Here is a 26,615-nt window from a genome sequence, read left to right as displayed (position 1 = left end):
ATGTTCCACTGCTGCCGGGCGGTGTTCCCGCAGATGAAGCGGCAGAACTACGGCCGGATCCTGTCCTTCTCCTCGATGTCCTGGCGCGGCAACTTCGGCCAGGTCAACTACGCCGCCGCGAAGGCCGGTGTGGTGGGCATGGCCCGCACCATCGCCCTCGAAGGCGCCCCGCACGGCGTGACGTCGAACGCCATCGCGCCCGGCCTCATCAGCACCCCGATGCTGTCCTCGATGAACGACGCCGCCCGGGACAAGCTCGCCTCCCGGGTGCCCATGGGGCACATCGGCGACCCCACGGACATCGCCGAGGCCGCCGCCTATCTGTGTTCGGAGGCGGCCCGGTACGTGACGGGCGTGGTCCTCGACGTGGACGGCGGGATCAGCATCGGCAGCGCCCTGCGCTGACCGCCCCTCAACGACCGTGAGAACGACAGGGAAAGGGCTCAACCACATGGCTGACACCGTTGAACTCGTCGTCGACAACGACGTGATGGTCCCGATGCGCGACGGCGTCCGACTGCGTACGGACATCTTCCGGCCGGCCGGCCCGGGCCCGCACCCGGTGCTGCTCCAGCGCTACCCGTACACCCCGCACGACGGGATCTCGGCGATGTTCGCGCAGACGATCGCCCGGCAGGGCTACGCCGTGATCGTGCAGAGCTGCCGGGGCCGGTACGGCTCCGAGGGCGAGTTCTATCCCTTCGCGCCGGATGTGGAGGACGGCTACGACGCCGTCGAGTGGGCGGCGGCCCAGCCGTGGTCGAACGGCAGGGTGGGCATGTGGGGCATGTCCTACAGCGGCTTCTCGCAGTGGGCCGCCGCCATCGCCCGGCCGCCGCACCTGGTCGCGCTCGCCCCGTTCACCTGTAGCTGGGACTGGAGTGACAGCGCCTGGTACTACGCGCCCGGCGTGCTCCACCTCGGCCTCGCGCTGAGCTGGAGCGGCCTCATGACCACCGAGGAGGCCGACCGCCGGGGCGTACCCTCGCCGCTGCCCGGCTTCGCCGCCGCCGGCCGGCTCATGGACGGCCGGGGCCTCGGCGACCCGGCGAAACTCGCCGAGATGGTCCGGCTCGAGGTGGCCGACACCTACGGCATGCTCGATCACCGCCCGCTGCGGGACGTCCCGCAACTGCGGGATCTCGCACCGTGGTTCCGCGACCACTGCGACCACGACGACGGCTCGGACCCGTACTGGCAGCAGATCAGCGCCGCCGCCCACGCCGACGACATCGACCTGCCGATCTTCCACCTGGGCGGCTGGTACGACTTCTTCGCCAAGGGCAACCTGGACGCGTACACCACGCTGGCGCAGACCCGTGCGGGGCAGCGGCTGGTCGTCGGGCCGTGGAACCACAACTGCGTCCAGCAGCGGCCCGACGCCGACCCGGACGCCGGACTGTTCGTCGACTTCGGCCCCGACGCCCCGGTCATGCGGTTCTTCGCCCACCACCTCAAGGGTGAACTGCCGGACTACGAGGCGCAGGAGCCGCCGGTCCGGCTGTACGTGATGGGCGACAACGTCTGGCGCGAGGAGCGGGAATGGCCGCTGGCCCGCACCGAGTGGACCCCGTACCACCTGCGCAACGCCGACGGTGAGCGCACCCTGTCGACCGAGCCGCCGGCCGCCGAGCAGCCCGACGAGTACGTGTACGACCCGAGCGACCCCCTGCCCGGCTCCCTGCGGACGGGCGCGGCCTACAACGACCCGGTCGACCTCGACGCCGTCGCCCTGCGGTCCGACGTGCTCGTCTACTCCACCCCGCCGCTGGAGGCCGAGGTGGAGGTCACCGGCCCGGTGGCGCTGGAGCTGTGGGCGTCGTCGTCCGTGGAGAACACCGACTTCACCGCGAAGCTGGTCGACGTCTTCCCCGACGGCAGTGCCGTCACCGTCTGCCAGGGCGTGGTCCGCACGGGACACGGGGTGGCGGAGCCCCGGACGCCGGGAGTGGCGTACCGCTACGACATCAGCCTGTGGTCGACGAGCACCGTCTTCAAGGCCGGGCACCGCATCCGGCTCGACATCTCCTCCAGCGAGTTCCCCACCTTCGACCTCAACCCGAACACGGGCGAGCGCATCACCCACGCCTCCTCCGACAAGACGGTGCCGGCCATCCAGCGCGTCTTCCACGACGAGCCGCGTCCCTCCCGCCTGATTCTCCCGATCATCCCCCGCTGACGACCCCCCGCCCATCAAGGAGCACCATGGATGCTGTGACCCCCGCGGTCCTGCGCCGATCACCGGACGACGGCTCGGCGTCGTTCGCCCCCTACGGCACCCATGTGCCGTCCCTCGACACCTATGACTACGTCGAGGAGGAGTGGATCGCCACCGGAGAGGAGGACGGCCACCCCTACGCGACGACCGTGCTCGTACGACGGCCCCGGGACTGGGCACGCTTCAGCGGCACGGTGATCGCCGAGCCGCTGCACGTCCACGGGATCGCGCCGATCTGGATCTACAGCGGCCCCTACATCGTGCGGTCGGGCCACGCGTGGGTGGAGATCACCGCGCAGAAGACCACGTTGGACCTGCATGTGAAGGCGTCCAACCCGCAGCGCTACGAGTCCCTGCACATCGAGGGACCCGACAGCGCGGACTTCGACATGAACCTGAACCTCCTGGACCGCGAGACGTCGAAGGCGTTCTTCACCGAGCTGCGGCGCCGGAACCGGGCGGCGAGCACGATCCTCGCCCAGGTCGGCGCCGCCCTGAGGTCGCCCGAGGGACCGTTCGCGGGCGCGGAGCCGGCCCAGGTCCTCCTGGCCGGACACTCGCAGACCGGCAGTGTGACCACCTACTTCATCGAGGACGCCCACGACGTGCAGCGCCTCGCCGACGGCTCGCCCGTCTACGACGGCTTCTTCCCGTCGGGCTTCCCCCTCGCGGCCTTCCACGACGTGGACGTACCCGTCGTGCAGGTCATGAGCGACGGAGACGTCTCCGTCCCCGACTTCTCGTTCTTCCCCGGCTACGAGGGCCGCCAGTACCGTCGTGACGACAGCGACGAGCCCGGCGACCGGTTCCGCCTCTACGAACTCGCCGGCATCCCTCACATGGGCACCCGCCACGCGCCGTACAACGACATGGCGCTGTGGAAGGCGACCTTCCCGGTGGGCGACTTCACCTTCGGCCCGAAGATGAACAGCCTGCCGCACTTCGAGCTGTTCAGCATGGGCCTGCACCACCTGGTCGAGTGGGTGGCGAACGGCACCGTGCCGCCCCGCGCCGACCGCCTGGAAGTGGGCCCGGACGGCTACTTCGCCCTGGACGAGCACGGCAACACCCGGGGCGGGGTGCGCAGCGCCCAGCTGGACGTCCCGCACTCCACGTACCGGCCCAACCCGACCAACCCGGACGGCACTCCCAGCTTCCTGACCATCGGCAGCGAGGAGTCGTTCGAGGAGCCGAAGCTGCGGGAGCTGTACCAGGACTCCACCGACTACCTGGAGCGCTTCGACCGTCGCCTGGCCGAGCTCATCGACGCGGGCTGGCTGCTCGCGGAGGACGCCGACGACCTGCGGCGCGAGGCGCGGCAGGTCGAGATCTCGTAGCGGGACGGAGAACGGCCGACGGCGGGAACGGACGAGGTACGTCCGTTCCCGCCGTCGTCGGTTCCGGCTTCCCGCCGTCGTCGGTTCTAGCGGTGCGAGGCGAGCAGGTCCTTGTCCTGGCCGGCCTCCGCCGGGGGCGCGAGCTGCCGGGTCAGCTGCTCGCCCTCGACGTCGACGTGCGGCAGCGCCCGGTGCAGGAAGCGCGGCAGCCACCAGGCGGCGTGCTGGAGGACGGACATGGCGGCCGGCACCAGGCACATGCGGACGACGAACGCGTCGAGCAGGACGCCGACCGCCAGGGCCAGACCCATGCCCTTGGTGATCTGCATGTCGGCGAAGATGAAGGACCCGAAGACGCTCACCATGATGACCGCCGCGGCGGTGACGACCTTCGAGCCGTGGCCGAAGCCGTCGACCATGGCCGCCACCGGGGTCTTGCCGCGCGCGTACTCCTCGCGCATCCGGGAGACGAGGAAGACCTCGTAGTCCATGGCCAGGCCGAACAGGATGCCGATCAGCAGGATCGGCAGGAAGCTGATGATGGTCGGGCTGGCCTGGGTGCCGAGCACGGAGGAGAGCCACCCCCACTGCAGGACGGCGACCAGGACGCCCAGCGAGCCGCCGAGCGACAGCAGGAAGCCCACCGCGGCCTTCAGCGGCACGGCGATCGAGCGGAACACCAGGGTCAGCAGCAGGACCGCGAGGCCCATGACCACCAGGCAGTAGACGGGCAGCGCCGCGGTGAGCTTCGCGGCGACGTCGATGCTGACGGCGGTGGAGCCGGTGACGTTGATCTCCACGCCCGAGGACTTCTCGATGCCGTCACGGGCGGCCCGGATGTCGTGCAGCAACTGCTCGGTGCGCTCGTCCTGGGGGCCGCTCTGCGGTACGACGCCGACCATGGCCGCGTTCCCGCCGACGCTGAGCCTGGCGGGAGCCACCGAGGCGACGTCCGGCAGCTCCGCCGCCGCTTCGGCGATCTTCTTGGCCGCCGACCCGGTGGCCTTGGCCCCGTCGCCCTCGACCAGGATGACCAGCGTGCCGCTGTAGCCGGCACCGAACGCCTCGTCGGTCATCTTCTTGGCACGGACGGCCTCCGCGTTCGTGCTGGGCAACGACAGCCCGAGCCGCAGATCGGCGACGGGCACGGCCAGCACCCCGAGACCGACCACGCCCAGCAGCAGGACGGCCCAGCGGCGCCGGTCCATCAGCCGCGCCCAGCGCGTCCCCGCGCCGACCGCACCGCTGCGCTGCTTGTCCAGCGAACGCCGCGCGGACCTGCGCAGCGCCGGGACACGGCTATAGGCGATACGCGGGCCGAGGAGGCCGAGCACGGCGGGCAGCAGGGTGAGCGCCAGCACCACCGCGACGACGACGGTGAGGGCGGCCCCGAGTCCCATGATGCCGAGGAACGGGATCCGTACGACGGTCAGGGCGGCGAGTGCGATGACCACCGTCGCGCCGGCGAACAGCACGGCCGAGCCGGCGGTGCCCACGGCGAGGCCCGCGGACTCCTCCGGGTCCATGCCGTCCCTGACCTGCGTCTGGTGCCGGGAGACGATGAACAGCGCGTAGTCCACGCCGACGGCCAGGCCCAGCATCACGGCGAGCATCAGCGCGGTGCTGTCCATGTCGACGACGCTGGTGAGCGTCAGCAGGGACAGCACGCCCAGTGCCACCCCCACCACGGCCATGGCCAGCGGGACGACGGCGGCGCGCAGCGAGCGGAACACCAGGATCAGGACGATCAGGGTGATCAGCATGCCGGCCGCTTCACCGGCGCCGCCGGCGGCCGACTCCACGGGGTTGAAGGCCTGGCCCCCCAGGGCCACGGTCAGCCCGTCGGACCGCGCCTGCTCCGCCGCCGCCTCGATCTCCTTGACCGAGGCCGCAGCGATCTTGTCGGCCTGCTCGGTGGTGAAGGTGACCTGGCCTATACCGGTACGGCCGTCGCGGGAGACGTTCCCCGCCTCGGCCGAGGGAGTGGTCACGGACTCCACGCCGGGTGTCTTCGCGATCCGGGCGGTGGCCGTGCGGATCGCGTCGCCCGCCGGGCCGGCGGTCACCGTCTCGCCCTTCGGCGCGCGGAAGACGATCTGCCCGGTGATGCCGTCGCTTCCCGACGGGAACTCCCGGGCGAGCGCGTCGGAGGCCTTCTGGGCCTCGGTGCCCGGGATGCTCGTCGTGGAGGTGAACGGCTTCATCAGGGTGACGGCCGACGCGCCGAGGGCGCACAGCACGACGAGCCACCCGATGATCACCGTCCATTTGCGCCGGTAGGAGAACCTCCCCAGGCGGTACAGGAACGTGGACAAGAAGACTCCCAGGAAAGTGGACGCGCAGACAGGAGGGCCCGGCACACGTGGTGAAGACGCGGGGCCCGACAACCGCGACGTTATGAGCCCTCCCGGGCCGTGAACGCCGTTCGGCCCCGTCCGGGACGCTTCTCACACGGAACTCCCATGAAAGGCGCCCGGACCGTCGGGCACCCTTGATCACCGGACGTACGGAAAGGCTTCACCGATGAACGACGAGGCGGCCGCCGACACGCGGCCGGAGGAGCCGCGGGGGCGGGGGCGGCTGCTGGTGGTCGACGACGAACCGGCGATCGTGGACACCGTCACCCGGTTCCTGCGGTTCGTCGGGTACGAGGTGCGCACCGCCGCCACCGGCCGCGAGGCGCTGGCCGAGGCCCGGGAGTTCCTGCCCGAACTGGTCCTGCTCGACATCATGCTGCCGGACAGCGACGGCTTCGAGGTCCTCAACCGGCTCCGCGCCGACGGCCTGCCGGTCGCCGTTGTCTTCCTCACCGCCCGCGACACCCGCAAGGACCTCGTACGGGGACTCAGCGCGGGCGGCGACGACTACATCACCAAGCCCTTCGGCCTCGACGAGGTCAACGCGCGCATCGGCGCCGTCCTGCGCCGCACCCGCGCGCACCGCCCCAGCGACCCGACGCTCGGCGTCGCCGACCTCACCCTCAACACCCTGACCCACGAGGTGCGCCGGGCCGGCGCCGTCATCGACCTCTCCCCCACGGAGTTCCGGCTCCTGCGGTACCTGATGCTCCACCAGGGCACGGTGGTCACCCGGGCCCGGCTCCTGGAACACGTGTGGTCGTACGACTTCAACGGCGACGACACCGTGGTGGCCACCTACATCAGCTATCTGCGCCGGAAGGTGGACAGCCACGGAGAGCGGCTGATCCACACCCACCGCGGCGTCGGCTACAGCCTCCGGGCCGCGGAGTGCTGAGGACCTGGTGGCGGAACCGGCCACTTCGCACCCGGATCAGCATCCTGCTCATCGCCCTGTTCAACGGTGTGCTCACCGTCATGAGCATCGTGACGTTCACCGTGCTGAGGTCCTCGCTGTACGACGAACTCGACCACCGGCTGACCGCGACGACCGCCGGCATGGCCACCGGCGACTCCGTCGGCATCGAGGTCTCGGGCAGACGCCCCACCGGCTACGGGTGGGCCAGGTTCGGCGACGATCTGTACATCGCCCTCCTCAGCGGCGATCGACGCCCCCGGGGCCCCGGCCCGCGCTATCCGGACCCGCCGCCGCCCTCCGGCACTCATGTGACCGTGCCGGGCGACACGTCGGCGCCCCATGCGGAGTACCGGCTCGTCACCGCGCGGCTCGCCGACGGACGGACGGCCGTGGCCGCCGTCGACACCGCCTCGACCGAGGCCGCGGTCCGCCACGCCGTCCAGGTCGTCGTGGCCGTCCAGCTGCTCGCCGACGTCGTCCTGGGCGTGCTGGGCGTCCTGGTCGTACGCCGCTCGCTGCGCCCGCTGGAGCACGCCGCACGCACCGCGGACCGCGTCGCCGCGGGCGACTTCGCCCTGCGTCTGGTCGATGCCCGCGTCGCGCCGAAGACGGAGGTGGGCCGACTCACCGACGCCCTCAACCGCATGCTGGACCAGATCCACGCCGCGTTCGGCGCCCGCGACGCCTCGGAGGAGCGGCTGCGCCAGTTCGTCGCCGACGCCTCCCACGAACTGCGTACGCCCCTGCAGTCGATCCGCGGCTACGGCGAGCTCTACCAGCTCGGAGCCCTTCCCGACACCCAGGCGGTCGACGAGGCCATGGACCGCGTGCTGGCCGAGGTGCACCGGATGACGCGCCTCGTCGAGTCGCTGCTCATGCTGGCGCGGTACGACGAGGACGACCCGGCCGACCTGGAACCCGTCGACCTCGGCCGGGTGGTCACCGAGTCCTGCCGCGACGCCGCGGCCGTGCAGCCCGCCCGCCCCTGGACGGTCACCGTGACCGCCGACGTGACGGTACGGGGGGACGAGGCCCAGCTACGGGGAGTCGTGGCCAACCTGCTGGCCAACGTGCGTATGCACACGCCGCCCGAAGCGGCCTGCTCGGTCGAGTTGTCGGTGGCGGAGGGGGACGCCGTCCTGCGCGTACGCGACGAGGGCCCCGGCATCCCCGCCGAGGCGCTCACCCACGTCTTCGACCGCTTCTACCGCGCCGACAAGAGCAGAAGCCGCGCCCGCGGCGGGAGTGGCCTCGGGCTGTCCATCGTCGCGGCCGTCGCCGACCTGCACGGCGGCACCGTCCGCGCGCAGAGCCCACCGGAAGGCGGGGGCACCCTGATCGAGGTGCGCCTGCCCGCCCTGTGAGCGGCCCGCCCCGTGAGCGGCGCTCCGTCCGGGCGCGCGTACGGCTGGGCGACGGCTAGGCGCGCATCGTGGTGCCGCCGTCGACGCACAGCACCTGACCGGTGATCCACTCGCCCAGGTCGGACAGCAGGAACGCGACCGTGCCACCGATGTCGTCGGGCTTTCCGTGCCGCGGTGCCGGTGTGCCCGTGAGGATCCTGTCGCGGAACTCCTCGGGGAGGTTCAGCTTGGTCGCCTCCGTCATCACCAGACCCGGCGCGACACTGTTCGCGCGTACTCCGTCCTTGCCGTACTTGCGGGCGACATGCCGGGTCAGCGCGGTGACCCCGGCCTTGGTCACCGAGTACGCGACCTTGTCCGCCATACCGGCGTAGACGGCACCGGACACGGTGTTCACCACGGAGCCGCCGCCGCCCGCGATCATGTGGGGCAGGGCGTGCTTGAGTGTCAGCAGGTAGCCGGTCAGGTTGACGTCGATCGTGCGCTGCCAGGCCGCCAGGTCGATGTCCACGACGTTCGTGTCCTTGGCGACCTCCTCCGGATGGATGTTGGCCGCCACGTTGAACAGCCCGTCGATCCGCCCGTACTCCTTCATCGCCCGGTCGATCTGGCTCTTGACCTGGTCCTCGTCCGAGATGTCGACGACCATGGCGACGCCTTCTCCCCCGGCGTCACGGGCGGCTCGCAGCGTGGCCTCGGCCGAGGCCTCGACGACATCGCTCACCACGATCCGGGCACCACCGGCGCCCAGGAACCGCGCCGTGGCGGTGGCGAGCCCACCCGCTCCGGCGAGGACGACGACCTTGTTCTCGAGGCCTTCCATCAACAATCTCCCTCAGTCTGGGCGCTACGACCCGAGAAACGTACATGTGCGTACGGATAATGGCCAGTAGTCTGCGTCGCATGTCAGAGGACGTTCAGCACACGAAACGACGGGACGCCGCCCGCAACCGGGAGCGGCTGCTGACGGCCGCCCACCGGGCGTTCGCCGAGCACGGTCCGGGCGTCGCCTTCGAGGCGATCGCCCGCGCCGCCGACGTCAGCCGGACCACGCTCTACCGCAACTTCGCCACCCGCCAGGAACTCGCGGCGACGGTCTACGAGGACAACGTCGCGCGCATAGAGCAGCACGCCGACGCCCTGGGCGAGCGTGCGGACGGCGTGGTGCGGCTGCTCGACTTCGTGCTCGACATGCAGCGCGACAACCGCAGCCTCGCGCACGCCCTGTCCGGCGCGGACGTCGCATGGCTGACCGGCCTGTCGGCCCGGACCGTGTCCGCGTTCCGGCCGCACCTCGAACGCGGCCGCGCGGCGGGGCTCGTCCATCCGGAGGTCGACGTCCAGGACCTGATGCTGGCCTTCCCCATGGCGGCCGGAGCGATGGCGGACGACGACGTCGTCCACCGTGAGCAGACGGACGACCGCGTCCGCACGCTGGTGCACCGAGCGCTCTTCACGGACCGAGGGCGACCGGGCTGACGACCGCACCCGGGCCGGCGACGGAGCATCCCGTGCCGGCCCCGGGCTTTCAGAGGTGTGGAACGCCCCTCGTCATCGCTCGTTCCACGCCGCCTCCAGGAACCGCCTGGCCTCGGCGACGAGCATCCGGTCCTCCGGGGCGCTGCCTCCGAACATCCCGTGCGGTGCCGCCTCGAAGACGTGCAGCTCGGTCCGGACACCGGCCGCCAGCAGTTTCCGGTGCATGCGGACGGTGTCCGAGAGCAGGAAGTCTCGGGTGCCGCTGAACAGGATCGTGGGCGGCCAGTCGGCGCCGATCCGTCCGAAGAGCGGCGAGATGTCCGGATCCGTGGGGTCGTGATCGCCCGTGTACAGCTTCAGGCTGTTCATCAGCCCGTCGACCTCGCCGGAGGCATCGCTGACGAGGGTGTCGCCGGAGAGCGTGAGGTCGGCCGCGGGTGAGTTCAGGACGACCGCACAGGGCATCGGCAACTTCTCCTCCTGGAGCCGCAGAAGAAGGCCGGCCACGAGGTTTCCGCCGGCGGACAGGCCGCCGACCGCGATGGAAGCCGGGTCGTGGCTCTTCAGCAGGGTCCGGTACGCGTCGAGGCAGTCGTCCGGAGCCGCGGGGTAGGGGTGGTCGGGCGGCATGCGGTAGTCGACGCTCCACGTGGTGACTCCGTAGGCACCCGCGACGAATCGTGCCGCGGACTTCGTCGCCGGACCCCCGCCCCACGTGAACGCCCCGCCGTGCACGCTGAGAAGGACGCGCCGGTCGTCCGGCGCGAGGCCTTCCGGGGTGCCGACGTGCACGACCGTGTTCGGCAGGTCGAGTGTGTGGACCTCGACCGGGACGCCCGTGTCCACGGCGCCCGTGGTCGCGAGCCCGAGAGCGTCCGCGTACTCGGGTGCCGAGGCGCCCGCGACGACGGCACGCCATGCCTCGAGGTCGTGCGGTTCGGGCGCGGGCACCTGCGGGCGTGCCTTCAGCATCTCCAGCCAGGCCTGGGCTTCGGGACTCAGCCCGTACCCGGTGTGGTGTTCCGTCATGACGCCGGCACCTCTCCGGACCGCGCGACGCCGCCGAGCCAGGCCAGGCTCGGCTTCGGCTGCCGCTCGAAGGTCTCCCTGTCGACGGCGATGAGTCCGAACGTCGGCTCCCAGTGGCCCCACTCGTAGTTGTCGAGCGCGCTCCAGTGCAGGTAGCCGCGGACGTCGACCCCGTCGTCCATCGCCGCGGAGAGGTGCCGCAGCGCCTCGCCCGTGTACGCGATACGGCGGGTGTCGTCGCCGATGGCGATGCCGTTCTCGGTCACGAGAACCGGGACGCCGCCGGTGACGTCCCACGCGTGGCGCACCGCCATGCCCAGGGCGTCCGGCCGGTACGCGCTGCCGACGAGGGTGTTGTCGGGGTGCGGCGCGTGCGGCACGGGGCCGTTCTCGTCGACCTCCTGCGTGGAATAGGACTGGACGCCGATGAAGTCGTCCTGCCGCGCGGCCTCCAGGTACAGGTCCTCCCGGACGTAGCGCTCCTCGACGAGCTTCGCCTTGTGCTCCGGCTTCGAGGTGAGCGCCTGGTTGGCGATCGTCCAGCCGACCTTGGCGTCGGTACGCTCCCTGAGGATCGCGCGCGCCGCGTCGTGGGCGCGCGCGAGGCGGCGTCCGACCTCCGGGTCGGGGGCGGGCAGCACCATCTGCACGTCGCCTTCGATCGTCGGGCTCTGCCAGTCCGCGTCACCGGACTCGGTGGCCTTCATCATCGCGCCCATCATCGCCAGCATGTTCGGCTCGTTGATGGTGCAGACCCACTCGACGCCTTCGAGGATGGACGTCGCCTCGGTGACGTAGCTCGCGAAGCGGTCGATCGAGCTCTCGACCATCCAGGAGCCCTCGTCGGCGAACCACTGCGGGGTGGAGAAGTGCTGCAGCGTCACGACCGGGGTGAGCCCCAGCCCGATCGCCGTGTCGATCATGCGGCGGTAGTGCGCGAGTTCCGCCTTCGAGAAGTGGCCGCGGATCGGTTCGATGCGCGCCCACTCGATGCCGAAACGGTAGGCGTTCAGGCCGGCGTCGGCGAGCAGTCGCATGTCCTCGCCGTAGCGGTGGTAGCTGTCGATCGCGTCACCGCTGAGTGCCATGCCGGGAGTGACCTGCTCGCGCGACCACCAGTCGCTGTTGATGTTGTTGCCTTCGATCTGGTGCGGCGCGGTGGACGCTCCCCAGAGGAAGTCGGGTGCGAAGCGGCTCATGATGTCTCCTTCGTATCTGTCGGTCGCGTTGGTCGGTCACGGGCGTCGAGCCACCGGCTCGTCGCCCGGACACCTCGGCGCAGGGCACGGCCTCGGTGGTGGTCGAGGAAGCCGTGCGGGGTCTTGTCGATGATCATGCGGTCGAGCACGGAGCCGGCTGCCCGCGGGGCGGACGTGACGCGGTCGCCGGAGGCCCGAAGGCTGTCCCGGTCGGTGTCCATCACGAGCGTCGGCGGAAGGCCGGCGAGGTCGGCTCCGGTGGGGAGGGCTCGCGGGAACACTAACTTCTAGAAGCCGTTGGCGGCGTTCGCGCGCGCCAGCACGTCGTCCACCAGGCCGTCGGGGAGTGCCGAACCCGTCGTGCTGAGGAAGCGCCCGAACGGCAGCGAATCCAGCATCGGCGCGAAGTCGGTCTCCTCGGCTGCCGAGAACTGCTCGAACATCGCCGCGAAGACCTCCTGGAAGGCGGGACCTGCGATCGGGTCCCGCAGGACCTCGCCGATCGACGAGTCCGGTCCCAGCCGGTAGCGCGCGGTCTCCCCGGGGAGTTCGACCGTGGCGGACAGCCGGATGTCCCGGCTCGACGCGCCCGCCGCTACGCGGTACTCGCCGCCCTCGACGAGCCAGCGCTGAAGCTCCTCGTCCCAGTACTCGAACTCCCGCCTCGGCACGGTGACGACGACCTCACCCGACTCCCCCGGGTCGAGGTCGACGGCGCCGAAGCCCACCAGCCAGCGCGGCGCGCGTGCGATCGCGGAGCCGTCCCGGGACGCGTAGAGCTGGACGATCTCACGGCCTGCCCGCTCGCCCGTGTTGCGGACGGTGACGCGGGCGGTGACGTTGTCGCCGTCCGCGTCGAGCGTGAGGGACTCGTGCGCGAAGGTCGTGTAGGACAGGCCGTGCCCGAACGGGAAGGTGACGTCGATCTCGCGGGCGTCGTACCAGCGGTAGCCCACGAGGATTCCCTCGCCGTAGCGCACGTGCATCCGCTCGCCGGGGAAGTTCGTGTACGAGGGCGCGTCCTGGAGTCGTTCGGGGACGGTCTCCGTGAGGCGTCCGGACGGGTTGACGACGCCGAACAGGACGTCCGCGAGCGCGCTGCCGCCGGCCTGGCCGAGCAGCGCGCCGTCGAGGATGGCCGACGGGCCGGCGACGACGGGGGCGAGGCGCACGACGCCGCCGTGCGAGAGCACCACCACCGTGCGCGGCTGTACGGCGGTCACCGCTTCGAGCAGGTCGAGCTGATCGGCCGGCAGCTCGATGTCGGCGCGGTCCACGCCTTCGGTCTCCTGGCTGTCGAACAGGCCCAGGAAGACGACGGCCACGTCGGCGTCCGCCGCCGCCCGCACCGCGTCCGCCCGCAGCGCCGCCGGATCGGCCTGCTTGTCGGACGAGAAACCCGCGGAGTACGACACCTCGGTGTGCGGGGCACGGGCGCGGATCTCGTCGAGGGCCACGTCGACCCGGATCGCGTTCACATGCGAGCTGCCCCCGCCCTGGTAACGCGGCCGGGCGGCGAACTCGCCTACGACGGCGATGCGTCGCGCGGGATCGAGGGGCAGGATCCCCTGGTCGTCGCGGAGCAGCACGATCGCCCGGGAGGCGACCTCGCGGGCGAGGTCATGGTGCTCCTCCGCGTCCCACGTGGTGCCCGGGCGTCGTGCCTCGGCGGCCTTGTGGGCGACACGCGCGACGCGGGCGGCCGCCTCCGTGACGACGGCGGGGTCCAGACTCCCGTCGCGCACCGCGGCGACGACCTTGGCGTCGTCGAAACCGTCGTTGCCGGGCATCTGGAGGTCCAGTCCTGCCGCGACCGCCGCCGGCCGATCGGCCACGGCGCCCCAGTCGGAGACCACGAGCCCCTCGAACCCCCACTGCTCGCGCAGCACCTCGGTGAGCAGCCAGCGGTTCTGGGACGCGTGCACACCGTTTATACGGTTGTAGGAGCACATCACCGTCCACGGCCGCGCCTCCTCGACCACCTTCTGGAAGGCGCGGAGGTAGATCTCGCGCAGCGGGCGCGGATCGATGTCGGCGCTCACCCGCATCCGGTCGGTCTCCTGGTTGTTCGCGGCGAAGTGCTTGAGCGACGCGCCCACGCCCATGCTCTGCAGTCCGGACACCCAGGCGGAGCCGAGGGCGCCCGAGACGAGCGGGTCCTCCGAGAAGTACTCGAAGTTCCGCCCCCCTCGGGGGTCACGCTTGATGTTCACGCCCGGACCGAGCAGCACCTGGATGTCCGCGGTCTGGCACTCGCGGCCGAGAGCCTCACCCACGCGGAACGCCAGGGAGGGATCCCAGGTCTGGCTCAGGGCGACCGCCGGCGGGAAGCAGGTCGCCGGGAGGCTGCCCGAGAGCGCCAGATGGTCGGTGGCGCCCTCCTGCTTGCGCAGACCGTGCGGTCCGTCGGTCATCAGGATCGACGGGACAGGCTCGACCGCCGTGGTGGTCCAGAAGTCCGCCCCGCTGCCGAGACCGGCTTTCTGTTCGAGGGTCAGTTCGTCGAGGGCGGTCGTGATGTCGGACATGGGTCCCCTAAAGCCGTTCAGTGGATTGGGAGGGCGGGCAGGAGTTCAGCGTCTGCGGACGGGCAGGATGCAGATCGCGGCGAGAGCGACCAGCGCGAACGCGGCCACCCATACGAAGGTGTATCCGCCGGTGATCGTCACGACCGCTCCGGCGAGGGCCGGTCCGAGCGACTGGCCCAGGTTGGTGGCGAGGTTCGCCACACCGAGGTCGCGCCCGTAGGCGTTGGGGTCCGGCAGCACGTCGACGACCAGCGCCTGGTCGACCGGGATGTAGATGCCGAAGGCGAATCCGGCGACGACGGCCTGGACGAACAGTGCGGGAACCGTGGGAGAGAGCAGGGGAATGGCCATGGACGCCGCCATGAGGACCGAGGCGGCGAAGACGAAGGACTTCCGACGCTGCAACCGGTCGGAGAGCGGGCCCGCGATGACGATCGCCACCAGGGTGGCGGGCAGAGCCGTCAAGGCGAACAGGGGGACGAGTTTCGTCGCTTCCGCCAGGCTGAGAGCGGGCTTCACATAGCTCTGCAGCATGTACAGGCCGAGGGCCCCGGAGACTCCGTACCCGAAGGTGAGCAGGATGCGAGCGACCCAGACCCACCGGTAGTCCCGGTCACGCACCGCGTAGGTGAAGCCGAGGAGGAACGACTTCCACTCGAACTTCGGCACACGCAGGTCCAGCGAGGAGCCGTCCTTCACCCGCCACACGAAGAGCGCGACGCACAGCACGACCAGTGCGGCGAAGACGAAATAGCTGTCCAGACCGAGCGTCGAGAGGGCCGCGCCCGCACCGACGCTGCCGAGTACGCCGCCCAGGAACGATCCGAAGCCGCCGAACGCCGACATGCTGCCGCGTCGGGTCTCGGGAATGCGATCGGCGAGAGTCGCCCCCAGCGGCGAGGCAGCCGCGTTCAACGCCACCGAGGCGATGACCCAGAGCACCGTGAGGACGGCCACGGTCGGTGCGAAGCGGACCCCAACGAGGAAGCCGGCGCCGACGAACGAACCCAGGAGAACCCACGGGGCGCGACGGCCGAATCGGGTTCTGGTCCGGTCGGAGAAGACGCCGATCAGCGGTTGCGCAACCATCGTCGCGATCAGGCCGATGGACGCGACCAGCGCCAGGGACTGTGCCCGGCTGGCGTCGAAATCGGCCAGGATGCCCAGCAGCCGGCTCTGCTCGGGTGTGGCCGTCGCCGTGCCGGCGGCGATGGCGTTCTTGAGCGCCGTGAGTTTCTGGAGGTCCACACCGGCGTCACCGCCGGTGAAGAACCTCGCGGCTTCCAGGGTCTGCACCTGATTGGGGAGCAGCAGTGAGCCGACCCCTCCCCAGATGCTGGAGAAGGCGGCGAGCGCGAGTCCGTACCACAACGCATAGCGACGAAGCGCACGACCACGAAGGTACTTCGGGGAGGTACCGGGTTCGGTCGGATCCAGCACCTGCGCGGTCGAGGCGGCTTCCGCGGGTGGCGGATCACCACCGGACATGTCGGTGAGGGAAGGCGTGGTCATGAGTTGCTCCAACCGCTCGTCATTGAACGAAGAGGTTCGGCCTGCGGCTCGGCAGTCGACTGAATCGAACGGCAGCATCGTCACCGTCGCCGACGCGTCGCCAAAACAGTAAGCGTTACTGTTTCTCCCGGCAAGAACTTGAGAGTGTCGAGTAATCTCGGGACATGACCCGCCGCTCGTACCCCAAGGGGCTGGCGAAGCGCGAGGAGATCCTCGCCACCGCCCTCGAAGTGATCGCCGAACACGGATTCAGCGGGGCCACCCTCCGCGAGCTCGCCGACGCGTCGAACCTCAGCATCACCGGACTCGTTCACCACTTCGGCACCAAGGAGGGACTCTTCACCGAAGTGCTCCGCCGACGCGACGAGATCGACGCGGACGCCTACGAGACGGACCGGCTTCCGGAGACGACGGCCGCGATGATCGAGCGCCTCGCCAGCGTGGCCGATCGCAACACCGCGGTACCGGGACTGGTGACGCTGTACGCGAACCTCGCGGCGGACGCCACCGCCCCCGAGCACCCCTCTCACGAGTACTTCCGAGAGCGCTACGACCGAAGCCGGGATCTCGGCCGAGACTCCTTGAGCCGCCTGCAGGAGCGCGGAGAACTCCCCGCCGACGTCGATCCCGGCGATCTCGCCCAGTTGATGATCGCCGCGGTGGACGGCCTACAACTGCTCTGGCAGTACGACAAGAGCATCGACATGACGCGCGCGCTCAGGTCGCTCGGCCTCCTGCTCAAGCTCGCCGGCGAGGGAGTACGCGGCACGGACGAGTGAGGATCCAGCCCGCCCGCACCGGGTCCCGTCGGCGCTCCGGCGGCGGATCACGACGCCGACCGGGCCGACGAGGCGCGCGGGCGGGAACGAGTGCCACCCGTCCGACGCCCCCTCCCCCACTCGCTCGCACCGGCCTGCGAGAAACCCGCGCATCCGACGGGAGGCGGACCGGCACGCCTGCGTCCGGGCGCCATGGAGACGAGCGCCGTCTGCGACGGACGGCATCGCATACCCTCACTCGGCGCTCCCACCAGGGCGGCCCGGATGGCCCCAACCCCTCGATCCGGACCCGTTTCATCCGAGGCGCGCGCCCACGCGGTCGCTCTGGATTCTAAATTTTTCGGATGCTAGATTTTAAATTCCGGGATCAGGGCCACCCTGTGGAAAGCGGTGGTCCGAAATGTCATGAGTGCCATGATTGTCATGAGGGCGGCTGCCCGACACGGATGCCCGGAGCAAGGCCCGACGAACTCACGGAGTCCACATGATCGGCACGTCCTTCAACGAAGGCTGGCAGACCCGGCCCAAGGTCAACCCCTTCGCCGAGCTGTCGGGCCAGTCGGTTCCCTTCCAGCCGGTGACGTTGCCGCACGACGCGATGATCGGGCAGCAGCGGAGCGCTCCGAACGCGCAGGTCAGCATGGAGGGCGGCGCCGGGGCGTACTTCCCCGGTGGGGTCTTCGAGTACCGCAAGGTCTTCGCCGTTCCCGAGGAGTACCGGGGCAAGCGGATCTTCGTCGAGTTCGAGGGCGTGTACCGGGACGCGACCGTGTTCATCAACGGGTCGTACGCGGGGCAGCGCCCCTTCGGCTACTCGCACTTCTACATCGACGCGGACCGTTTCCTGCGCTTCGGCGAGGACAACGAGATCCGCGTCGAGGCCCGCGCCCACCGCGACTCGCGCTGGTACACCGGCGCGGGCATCTACCGCGACACCTGGCTGCTCGTCGGCGAGGTGGTCCGGATCTCGCCCGACGGGGTCCGGGTCACCACCCCGGACATCGACGGGGAGCGGGCGGTGATCGAGGTCGCGTCGCGGGTCGAGAACGACTCGATCGAGGTCCGTACGGTCGATGTGGTCACGGAGATCCGGGACGCCTCCGGGGCCGTCGTCGCCACGGATGTCGCGAAGCTGACGGTGCTGCCCGGCGAGCCCGCGACCGCCCGGCAGCGTCTCTATGTGCGTGGCCCGGCCCTGTGGGGCCCGGAGTCGCCGGCTCTGTACGACTGCAAGGTGACCTTGAAGGACGAGGCCGGCGAGGTGGACAGCACGGCCACCGCCTTCGGCATCCGTTCGCTGACGCTCGACCCGGAGCACGGCCTGCGGATCAACGGCGAGACCGTGAAGCTGCGCGGCGCCTGCGTCCACCACGACAACGGGGTGCTGGGCGCGGCGACCTTCGCCCACTCCGAGGAACGCCGGGTCCGGCTCCTCAAGGACGCCGGGTTCAACTCGATCCGCATGTCCCACCACCCCATGAGCAAGGCGATGCTCGACGCGTGCGACCGCCTGGGCGTGCTCGTCGTGGACGAGGCCTTCGACGTGTGGACGTCGGGCAAGAGCGAGTTCGACTACAGCCTGAACTTCCCGGAGTGGTGGGAGCGCGACATCGAGGCGATGGTCGCCAAGGACTTCAACCACCCCAGCGTGATCCTCTACTCGATCGGCAACGAGATCCCCGAGACCGGCTCGCCGTTCGGCGCCGCGTGGGGGCGCAAGCTCGCCGAGAAGGTCCGCTCCCTGGACCCCACCCGCTACGTCACCAACGCGATCAACGGCATGCTCTCCGTCATCTCCGAGCTGGCCCTGCTGGGACAGCAGGCTCCGGAGCAGGCGTCGGACGACAGCACCGGGATCAACGCCCTCATGGCCGACGCGGGGGACGCGATGAACGCGGTCAGCTCCTCCGAGCTGGTCACCGTGCGCACGGCCGAATCCTTCGCCGTCCTGGACGTGGCCGGCATGAACTACGCCGAGGCCCGCTACGCCCTGGACAAGGACCTGTTCCCCAACCGGATCATCCTCGGCACCGAGACCTTCCCCACCCGCATCGACGGCAACTGGAACCTGGTCAAGGAGCACGGCCACGTCATCGGCGACTTCACCTGGACCGGCTGGGACTACCTCGGCGAGGTCGGGATCGGCCGCCCCCAGTACGTCACCCCGGACGGGCCTCCGCCCTCGCACACCGCGCCGTACCCCTACCTCCTGGCCGACTGCGGAGACATCGACATCACCGGCCACCGCCGCCCCGCCTCCTACTACCGCGAGATCGTCTTCGGCCTGCGCACCGAGCCCTACATCGCGGTCCGCAGGCCCGAGCACCACGGCAAGACCTTCGCGGTGTCGCCGTGGGCGTGGAGCGACAGCGTCTCCAGCTGGACCTGGCCCGGCTTCGAGGGATCACCGGTCGCGATCGAGGTCTACAGCGACGCCGACGAGGTCGAGCTGCTCCTCGACGGCGACTCGCTCGGACGGCGACCGGTCGGCGAGGAGCACCGCTTCCGCACCGAGTTCGACACGACGTACCAGCCGGGCGAACTGCTCGCCGTCGCCTACCGGGACGGACTCGAAGTCGGCCGTATGAGCCTGAAGTCCGCCACCGGGCCCGTCCGGCTGACCGCCACCGCCGAGCGTCCGGTCGTCCGGGCGACGGGCGGTGACCTGGCCTACGTCACCCTGGCCCTGACCGACGACCAGGGGATCTGCCACAACGGCGCCGACCGCCCGGTGAGCGTCGAGGTCTCCGGGGCCGGAGTGCTGCTCGGCTACGGCAGCGCCGCCCCGTCGACCGAGGAGCGGTTCGACACGGCCGAGCAGCTCACCTACGGGGGGCGCGCCCAGGCCGTACTGCGCCCCACCGCGATCGGTGAGATCCGCCTCACCGCGACCGCGCCGGGCTGCGACCCGGTGGACGTCGTCGTCACCGTCGAGTAGCGGTACCCGCGTTCAGACGCAGGTCCCTGCCGTGTCCTTGACGGCCGACGGCAGGGACTTCGCCCGCATGCCCGCACCGGCTGCTCGGTCCTCCCCGTCACGACAGCCGGTGCGGGCCTGACGAACGACCACCTCCGAACGTGAGGACATGTCCACATGGCCACCGGTGCATCGAGTCCCGGCGATGTCCGGCGCCTGGTCTCGCGCCTCACCTTGGAACAGAAGGTGGCCCGGCTCGGCGGCTTGTTCGCCCCGAACTGTCGGCACCGCACCAGGACGGCGCGGGCGTCAGCCCCACCGTCGACGCGAGCCGCCTTCGGGAGCCGCGTCCGCACGGCGTCGGACATCTCTCCCCGGCGTGGGTCCTCGGTGACGACGCCGACAGCCTGCGTGGGCGACCGGCCGCGGTCCGGGCCGTCGTACGCGAGGTGTCCCCGTTCGGGATCGGCGCGCTGGTCCACAACGAGGGCATCAACGGCTCTCTGGACGCCTGCGGTTCGCAGTTCCCCACGTCCTGGGCGCAGGCGGCGACCTGGCAGCCCGAACTGATCCGGCGGGCCCAGGACGTGACCGGCACGCACCTCTACAGCACCGGCCGTCCCGACCGCAGACTCTCCGCCGACGCGGAGCCCGCCAGGTAGGCGTCCACCTCGCCCGGCGCCACAGCCGCCTCGGGGACACCCGGATGGACGGACTGGCGGGCGACGCGCCGCAGGGAGATTCCGCCCGGCCGCGACGATCGCCGGATCGGCTCGGGCTGGTCCTCGATGCCGGCCAGCCGGTCCACGGGTGAGGCGACAAAACCGCGCCGGACGAGCGCCTCGTCGTCAAGGGTCGGCCGGGCGCGGACGGCGCGGACGGCGACGGAAGGCCGTCGCGCCCGTCCGCTCGTCGTGAGCGGCGATCATGCCGCTCCGCCCATCCCAGTTCAATGCGCGGCGATCACCTGTTTCGCGGCGGTCGGCAGGTGCACCGTTAGCGTGAGGAGGCGGGTGACCTGGGTACTGGTGAGATTGTCGTCGCTGATCAGGCGCAGTGTCGCGGCGCCATGCCGCCCAGGTAGGGGGGTTACAGCCATGCCTTCGTAGTTGTCCAGCAGCGGGTTGATCTGCGGGCCCGGGTTGGTCGCACCGCCCGTGGGGCAGGAGGTGACGTCGACCACCAGTTTCTTGGTGGCCAGCTCTCCCGCGGGCACGGTCGACAGGTTCGCGGTGCGTGAGACGTCCACGGGCCGACGGATGTCCGGGACGCCGTACACCTTGATCTTGTTGCCCACGCCCTCCTGCCACCAGCTTTCCAGGACCAGCAGTCCGGTCCTGCCGTATGCGGTGACCTCGGCGACGCGGTTTCCGGCGTCCACCTGGTAACCGATCTGCCGGTCCAGCCGGTACTTCCCGTGCCGGTCGGCGCGGTAGACGAGTATGCGCCGGTCGCGCGCCTCGCCGGAGGCCGGTGCGTCGCCGCTGAGAGCCCCTTCCATGGCCGCGTAGACGGACCTTCCGTCGGGAGAGACGGTGAGTCCTTCGAGAGTGGCGTTGAAGGACGCCTCGCCGTCCGGGGCCACGCGGAACCGGTCCGGCACCTCCAGACGGTCGCGTTCCACGCCGTCGCGGCCGAAGATCCGGATGGACGGCTCGGTCTCGGAGGAGACCAGGTAGTCGCCGCCCGGCAGCACGGTCAAGCCCTCGCCGTCGAAGTTGTTCCCATAGGGCGTTCCGTCGGGCTGCCTCAGGACCAGCGTGCCGGTGGCCCGCGGGTCTTCCGGGCGGGTGAAGAACCACAGCCGGGCGGACGGGCTGTGATCCATCACGGACGCCCAGGCCCGGTTTCGGGAGTCGTAGGCGAGTGCCGACAGGCCGCCGATGCCGACACCGTCGAGGGTCCGCTTGTCGAGCGCGTCGCTGTAGCCCGTCACATGGGCGTCGGGAGCGCATGCGCGGGCAGCGGACGGCGATGTGCCGGGCGTCTCGGTGGCGTACGCGGGTACGACCGCGGCACTCGCGGCGAGAACGAGAGCGGCGAGCGCGGCGGCGGACCGGCCGCGGGTGGGCATGTGGCGATGCGCGGTACGGCGCGTCGGCATGGTTTCCTCCATGTTCGCCTTCACGTCTTCGTCATTCGCTTTGACGTCTTCGTCGATCGAACCGATGGTGACCACAGGGCGGAGCCTGGGCGAAGGCATCAGTAGGTGCCCCTCGCGCGCAGGAACCTGCTGAACACCGTGCGCCCCAGGAGCCGCCAGACACGGTCGGAGACGAATCCCAGCACGCCGAAACAGAAGACGCCCAGGAAGATCTGGTCCGTGCGGAAGTAGGTGCGGGCATTCCACACCAGCCAGCCGATACCGCTGTTGGCGGCGAGGGCCTCGGAGGCGACGACAACGAGGTACGCGGTCGACAGCCCCAGTCGCATTCCGGTGAAGATGCCCGGCACCGTCGCCGGCACGATCACCTGCCACAGGGTCTGGCTGCGGCTGGCACCGAAGCAGCGCGCCGCGTCGATCTTGTCCCGTGACACTCCTGAGGCGGCCTCGGCCGTGGTGACGATCACGGTGAAGATGCAGGCCCACGCGATGAGGTACACCTTCGACGTCTCGCCGATGCCGAACCAGAGCAGGAACAGCGACACCAGCGCCAGCGCCGGGACGGCGCGGAAGAAATGGATGTACGGATCCAGGATGGCGCGCACGATCCGTGAGGTGCCGGCCAGGACGCCCAGCGGGATCGCGATCGCGCTGCCGAGCAGCCAGCCCTCGAGCACACGCCGCACGCTGATTGCGATGTTGCTCCAGAGCGAGCCGTCGGAGACCGCCTCGTGGGTGGCCTTCCAGACCGCGTCCGGAGTCGGGAACAGGGTCGGGTCGGCACCGCGCGCCCCGAGCTGCCAGGCGACGAGCCCGGCCACGACACTGACCGCCGACAGGCCCATCAGCAGGAACTTCACACCGCGCCGCGCTCCCACAGCTTGGTCACCTCCTCGGAGATCGCCGCGTCCACTTCGTGCATGATGTCGACGAAGGCGCTGTCGAACTCGTCTCGCGGGTAGGGCAGTGGCACGTCGACGACCGTCTTGATCCCTGATTGCGGCGGCGCCGTCATGACGGCGATCCGCTGGCCCAGGAGCACGGCTTCTCGCACGTCGTGGGTGATGTAGAGGACGGTTCGCCGGTTCTCGGACCACAGCCGGACGAGTTCGCGCTGGAGGAACCGCCGGCTCTGGGCGTCCAGTGCCGCGAACGGCTCGTCCATGAGGATGGTCTGCGGTTCCACCGCCAGTACGCGGGCGATCTGCACGCGCTGCTTCATGCCGCCCGAGAGCTGGTCGGGGTATTTTTTGGCGGCGGGCAGCAGGCCGACCTTCTCCAGATACTCCGTGGCGATGTTCGGCCGCTTGCTCCGCGGCACGCCGGACAGCTTGAGGGCGAACTCGACGTTGCCCCGGACGGTGAGCCACTCCATCAGCGGGCTGTCGACTCCCTGGAACACCACCGCCCGGTCGGGCCCGGGCGCGACGACGGGCCTGCCCTGTGCCCGGACCTCGCCCTGCGAGGCCGCGTGCGTGCCGGCGAAGAGCTTGAGCAGCGTGGACTTGCCGCACCCGCTCGGGCCGACCAGGACGAAGAACTGCCCTTCGGGTACCTCCAGGTCGACGTCCTTCAGCACCCATTCGTCGTTGCCGAAGGTGATGCCGACCTTGGAGAGGCTCAGGGCCGCAGCCCCGGACTTCGTCATGTTCGGTTCGTTCATTTCTTCGACCCGAGCACGTTGTGCAGCGGCCCGAGGTCCATGCCGGCCTTGACGTCGACGTCGTCGGTGATCTTGCCGCTCGACTTGAGGAACGTCTCGATCTGCAACAGGGCGGCTGTCTGGGCGTCCGTCTGGTTCAGCGCCGGGTTGTCGAGCTTGATCTGGGCAGCCAGCGACTTCGCGTCGCCGCCCTTCACGGCCTTGGCGAGGATCTCACCGGACTGATCGGGGTCGGCGGCCATGAAATCGGTCGTCTTCTTCAGCGCCCGAAGCATCTTCTCCACCAGTTCGGGATGCTCGGTCACCGTCTTGCGAAGGGTGAGCAGGTAGATGCCCTGGACCTTCAGCAGGCCGGCGTCGTCCCCGTAGCGGAAGAGGTTCTTGTCCTGCTGCGCGGACGTGGCGCCGTCGGCGTACACGAACGCGGCGTTGACCTGTGCGGACTTCAACGCGCCGACGAGTTCGAACAGGCCCGGCAGCTCGACCGTCCGGACCTTGCCGGCCAGCCCGTTCTTCTCGATCCACTTGTCGGTCACGTACTCCTGCGCGGTTCCGGCCAGGACCCCGATCTTCTTGCCGGCGAGCTGGCCCGGCGACGTGATGCCCTTGCTGAAGAACATCTGGTTGTAGCCGCCGGCCGCGCTGGGCGCACCGACGGTACCCAGAATGGCGACGTTCTTCGTCGCGGTGGACACCGCGGCGAAGTCCAGGCCGAAGGAGAACTGCACCTGGCCGGCGATCATCGCCTTGATGCCGTCGAGACCGGTGGCGAAGGTCTGGACCTTGGGCGTCAGCTTCTCCTGGGAGAAGTAGCCCTTCGCCTTCCCGATGTAGGCCTCTCCGCCCAGCGTGTATCCGTCGCCCGCGACAGTGACCGTCTCGTTGCCGTCCCCACTGCCCGATGACGACGAGCTGCAGGCTCCCAGCGACAGGACAGCGAGCATCGTGCTCAGTCCGAGCGCGATCAAACGCGGCGTGTGTCTCATGTTCCGTTCTCCTGTCTGAGTACGCGGCTGCGCACAGTTCTGCTCTACGTGACATGGGCCGGGGACCGGCGAGAATCGGTGTGTTCCGTCGGCACTGACGGCAACCGGCTCGTGCGTGCCCGGTCCGCTCCGCCTGGCTTGGCTTGGCTTGGCCTCAGGGCGTCGGCATGTGTGCATCGCGCCAGGAGTCGATGGACGCACGCAGTTCGGATTTTCGCCGGACGGTCGCGAACGAGCTGTCCACCGAGGTGACCGCGCACTCGACGAGTTCCTCGAGTCGCAGACCCATCTCGTTCAGAGCGGCGGCGTAGACGTCCTCCAGCCCACAGCCGAAGTACGCGGGGTCGTCGGTGGAGAGGGACGCCCTGACACCGAGCCTCATCAGCCGTGGCAGCGGATGAGCGCTCAGGCTCGGCACCGGGCCGACGAGGACGTTGGTCACCGGGCAGGCCGCCAGCGCGATGTCCTGGCCGATCATCCGATCGACGAGGTCCGCTCGCTCGGCGACTCGGAATCCGTGATCGACCCGGTCGACGCCCAAGGCCTCCAGGGCGGCTTCGATGTGGTCAGGGGCGACGGCGTGCGCGGTGCGCCCCCATCCCCAGTCCCGGGCGGCGGCGAACTCCTTCGCGAACGCCGTCGGGGCGCCCGCCCGCTCGTCGCCCGCGACACCGATCCCCAGTACGTCGTCGCGGCGTGGCCGGAGGGAACGAAGGACGTCTTCGGCACTGCCGCTGTCCTGGCGATCAAGGGTGGCGATCATTCCGCCCGACACGCCTCGGCTCCGCCAGCGGTCGATGCCCTCGCACACGCCGTCGACCACGGAGCCCAGGGGCACGCCGCGCCGGTGGTGCGTCTGGACATCGACGGCGAACTCGACGTGCCTGACCCCGTAACCGTGCGCCTCGGCCAGGTAGGCGTCCACGGCGTCGGCGAAGTCGGCCGCCGTGCGCAGCACCGTCGAACCTTCCGCGTAGACGCGGGCGAACCCGGCGAAGCACCGGCACTCCGCGCCGAGGTCCACGCCCGCGAGCGGGTCCCGCGCCCCATGGCGGGCGGCGAGCCGTGATCGCGTGGACGCGGTCAGGGTGCCCTCGAGGTGCACGTGCAGTTCGGCTTTGGGAAGGCTCGTCAACGCGGCGCGCGTGTCGGTCATCAGCCGGCCCCGGGGATCTGCAGGAGCGTCGCCACCAGGTCGTCGGCGAACGCGTCGTCCACCGCCAGCACGACCCGGCAGTTCGCACCCTCCTGCGCGGGGTAGTCGACGTACTGCCCGCGTAGATCGGCGACCGTGCCGCCTCGCCCCGGCCCGGTGGTGGTGTCGACCTCGACGCGCACGGTGGGGGCGAGCGACGGCACGACGAGGCCGACGCCTATGGCCGCGGCGAGCGGGTCGTGCAACGCGCAACCGCGCACTCCGAAGATGCCGACATAGAAGTCGAGGTACCGGTCGAGCATCTGCCCGATGACGCGCGCGGGCTCGTGTTCCCCGGTGAGCAGCTTGCCGCGGTGCTCCTCGGTGAGCCGGTGCTGCATCGTCACGTCGAGGCCGACCATCGTCAGCGGCCAGTCCGCCGCGAACACCGCCGCGGCCGCCTCGGGGTCGCCCGCGATGTTGGCCTCGGCGGCCGGGGTGATGTTGCCCGGCGCCAGTGCGGCACCACCCATGATCGTCACCTCGCCCACGAGGCCCGGCAGTTCGGGCTCGCGCCGCAGCGCGACCGCGAGATTCGTGAGCGGACCCGTCGCGATCACCCTGAGGGCGCCCGGATGTTCGCGTGCCAGCCGGATCAGCAGGTCCGGCGCGTCGAGCTCGTGGGGCAGCCTCGCCGGCGGCGGCAGCTGGACGTTCCCGGTACCCGCCTGCCCGTGCACCGAGGGGGCGCCCCCTGCGAAGGCCTGGGCGAGAGGGTCGCGTTCGCCCACCGCCACCGGAGTGGAGCTGCCGACCAGTTCCAGCAGCGCCAGGGTGTTGCGCGCCGCCTGCGCCGACGTCACGTTGCCGCTGACGGTCCCCACCCCCAGCAGGTCGACCTCGGGCCGGTGGTGCAGGTAGAGCAGCGCCATCGCGTCGTCGATGCCGGTGTCGCAGTCCAGATACGTCTTGATCGGCCCCGCGTCGCGCGGGCCGGGGTGAACTCGGGTCATCTCGGTCCAAAGGGTGAGGCTCAGGTTCGGGTGTACGGTAGCCTGCATTGTTGTAGACGTCTATACCTCTCCAGGA

21 protein-coding genes are annotated in these 26,615 nt (G+C 70.3%); 9 read left to right on the top strand and 12 right to left on the bottom strand.

All coding sequences use genetic code 11. From position 1 onward, the window contains the following. The 3 genes from BMZ82_RS04460 to BMZ82_RS04450 form a co-directional block, all read left to right on the top strand. Positions 1-405: SDR family oxidoreductase (locus BMZ82_RS04460; protein WP_143098823.1), on the top strand; the 405-nt coding region annotated here is incomplete at its 5' end. A 46-nt stretch (positions 406-451) separates the two neighbouring features. After that, positions 452-2,179, top strand: coding sequence for a CocE/NonD family hydrolase (locus BMZ82_RS04455; RefSeq protein WP_093771808.1), 1,728 nt, complete (start codon positions 452-454; stop codon positions 2,177-2,179). A 26-nt stretch (positions 2,180-2,205) separates the two neighbouring features. Then, the gene (locus BMZ82_RS04450) at positions 2,206-3,555 is read left to right on the top strand and encodes an alpha/beta hydrolase domain-containing protein (protein ID WP_093771806.1); all 1,350 of its coding nucleotides are present in this window, start codon (positions 2,206-2,208) and stop codon (positions 3,553-3,555) included. 86 nt (positions 3,556-3,641) lie between these two features. Here BMZ82_RS04450 and BMZ82_RS04445 read toward each other — a convergent pair whose 3' ends face one another. After that, a complete protein-coding gene (locus BMZ82_RS04445) occupies positions 3,642-5,870 on the bottom strand; it encodes an MMPL family transporter (protein WP_093771804.1) in 2,229 nt (742 codons plus the stop codon). Between the two features lie 208 nt (positions 5,871-6,078). Here BMZ82_RS04445 and BMZ82_RS04440 point away from each other — a divergent pair, with 208 nt between their 5' ends. Beyond that, a complete protein-coding gene (locus BMZ82_RS04440) occupies positions 6,079-6,810 on the top strand; it encodes a response regulator transcription factor (RefSeq protein ID WP_093771802.1) in 732 nt (243 codons plus the stop codon). A gap of 80 nt (positions 6,811-6,890) precedes the next feature. Then, positions 6,891-8,195 (top strand): sensor histidine kinase, encoded by a 1,305-nt coding sequence (locus BMZ82_RS04435; protein WP_256251752.1) that lies wholly within the window; start codon positions 6,891-6,893, stop codon positions 8,193-8,195. 55 nt (positions 8,196-8,250) lie between these two features. Here the strand turns inward: BMZ82_RS04435 and BMZ82_RS04430 are convergent, their stop codons facing one another. Beyond that, positions 8,251-9,018: an SDR family NAD(P)-dependent oxidoreductase gene (locus tag BMZ82_RS04430; RefSeq protein WP_093771800.1), complete on the bottom strand. Its 768-nt coding sequence runs from the start codon at positions 9,016-9,018 to the stop codon at positions 8,251-8,253. A gap of 80 nt (positions 9,019-9,098) precedes the next feature. Here BMZ82_RS04430 and BMZ82_RS04425 point away from each other — a divergent pair, with 80 nt between their 5' ends. Next, the gene (locus BMZ82_RS04425) at positions 9,099-9,674 is read left to right on the top strand and encodes a TetR/AcrR family transcriptional regulator (RefSeq protein ID WP_177244378.1); all 576 of its coding nucleotides are present in this window, start codon (positions 9,099-9,101) and stop codon (positions 9,672-9,674) included. Positions 9,675-9,746: 72 nt separating this feature from the next. On the opposite strand, the gene BMZ82_RS04420 is transcribed toward BMZ82_RS04425, so the two are convergent. From BMZ82_RS04420 to BMZ82_RS04400, 4 genes are all read right to left on the bottom strand, one after another. Then, on the bottom strand, positions 9,747-10,703 hold the full coding sequence (locus BMZ82_RS04420) for an alpha/beta hydrolase (protein ID WP_093771796.1): 957 nt from the start codon (positions 10,701-10,703) through the stop codon (positions 9,747-9,749). Beyond that, entirely contained in the window at positions 10,700-11,902 is a 1,203-nt protein-coding gene (locus BMZ82_RS04415) for a family 1 glycosylhydrolase (RefSeq protein ID WP_093771794.1), read from the bottom strand. Before BMZ82_RS04415 ends, BMZ82_RS04420 begins: the two co-directional genes overlap by 4 nt. 287 nt (positions 11,903-12,189) lie before the next feature. After that, a complete protein-coding gene (locus BMZ82_RS04405) occupies positions 12,190-14,430 on the bottom strand; it encodes a glycoside hydrolase family 3 C-terminal domain-containing protein (RefSeq protein ID WP_093771790.1) in 2,241 nt (746 codons plus the stop codon). Positions 14,431-14,475: 45 nt separating this feature from the next. After that, complete coding sequence (locus tag BMZ82_RS04400; protein WP_177244377.1) at positions 14,476-15,942, bottom strand: MFS transporter; 1,467 nt, start codon at positions 15,940-15,942, stop codon at positions 14,476-14,478. A gap of 164 nt (positions 15,943-16,106) precedes the next feature. Between BMZ82_RS04400 and BMZ82_RS04395 the strand changes: the two genes are divergently transcribed. The 3 genes from BMZ82_RS04395 (at position 16,107) to BMZ82_RS04385 (ending at position 20,300) form a co-directional block, all read left to right on the top strand. Next, on the top strand, positions 16,107-16,721 hold the full coding sequence (locus BMZ82_RS04395; protein ID WP_093771786.1) for a TetR/AcrR family transcriptional regulator: 615 nt from the start codon (positions 16,107-16,109) through the stop codon (positions 16,719-16,721). Between the two features lie 484 nt (positions 16,722-17,205). Continuing rightward, positions 17,206-19,659 carry a glycoside hydrolase family 2 TIM barrel-domain containing protein gene (locus BMZ82_RS04390; RefSeq protein ID WP_093771784.1) on the top strand — a complete coding sequence of 818 codons (2,454 nt, stop codon included), beginning with the start codon at positions 17,206-17,208 and terminating at the stop codon, positions 19,657-19,659. A 428-nt stretch (positions 19,660-20,087) separates the two neighbouring features. Beyond that, complete coding sequence (locus tag BMZ82_RS04385; protein ID WP_093771782.1) at positions 20,088-20,300, top strand: hypothetical protein; 213 nt, start codon at positions 20,088-20,090, stop codon at positions 20,298-20,300. 287 nt (positions 20,301-20,587) lie between these two features. On the opposite strand, the gene BMZ82_RS04375 is transcribed toward BMZ82_RS04385, so the two are convergent. The 6 genes from BMZ82_RS04375 to BMZ82_RS04350 all read right to left on the bottom strand — a co-directional run bounded on the left by BMZ82_RS04375 (position 20,588) and on the right by BMZ82_RS04350 (position 26,539). Beyond that, the gene (locus BMZ82_RS04375) at positions 20,588-21,742 is read right to left on the bottom strand and encodes an esterase-like activity of phytase family protein (RefSeq protein WP_218159008.1); all 1,155 of its coding nucleotides are present in this window, start codon (positions 21,740-21,742) and stop codon (positions 20,588-20,590) included. Positions 21,743-21,840: 98 nt separating this feature from the next. Next, a complete protein-coding gene (locus BMZ82_RS04370; RefSeq protein WP_093771778.1) occupies positions 21,841-22,620 on the bottom strand; it encodes an ABC transporter permease in 780 nt (259 codons plus the stop codon). Then, positions 22,599-23,405, bottom strand: coding sequence for an ABC transporter ATP-binding protein (locus tag BMZ82_RS04365; protein WP_093771776.1), 807 nt, complete (start codon positions 23,403-23,405; stop codon positions 22,599-22,601). Before BMZ82_RS04365 ends, BMZ82_RS04370 begins: the two co-directional genes overlap by 22 nt. Next, complete coding sequence (locus tag BMZ82_RS04360) at positions 23,402-24,391, bottom strand: ABC transporter substrate-binding protein (protein WP_177244376.1); 990 nt, start codon at positions 24,389-24,391, stop codon at positions 23,402-23,404. Before BMZ82_RS04360 ends, BMZ82_RS04365 begins: the two co-directional genes overlap by 4 nt. Before the next feature lie 154 nt (positions 24,392-24,545). Continuing rightward, entirely contained in the window at positions 24,546-25,547 is a 1,002-nt protein-coding gene (add, locus tag BMZ82_RS04355; RefSeq protein ID WP_093771772.1) for an adenosine deaminase, read from the bottom strand. Next, a complete protein-coding gene (locus tag BMZ82_RS04350) occupies positions 25,547-26,539 on the bottom strand; it encodes a nucleoside hydrolase (RefSeq protein ID WP_093771902.1) in 993 nt (330 codons plus the stop codon). Before BMZ82_RS04350 ends, add begins: the two co-directional genes overlap by 1 nt. Positions 26,540-26,615: the final 76 nt, after the last annotated feature.

Origin of the sequence: Streptomyces sp. yr375, assembly GCF_900110755.1 — a bacterium.
GTDB lineage: Bacteria > Actinomycetota > Actinomycetes > Streptomycetales > Streptomycetaceae > Streptomyces.
The sequence above is the reverse complement of the archived record's forward strand: the minus strand, read 5'-3'. Positions and strand labels throughout refer to the sequence as shown.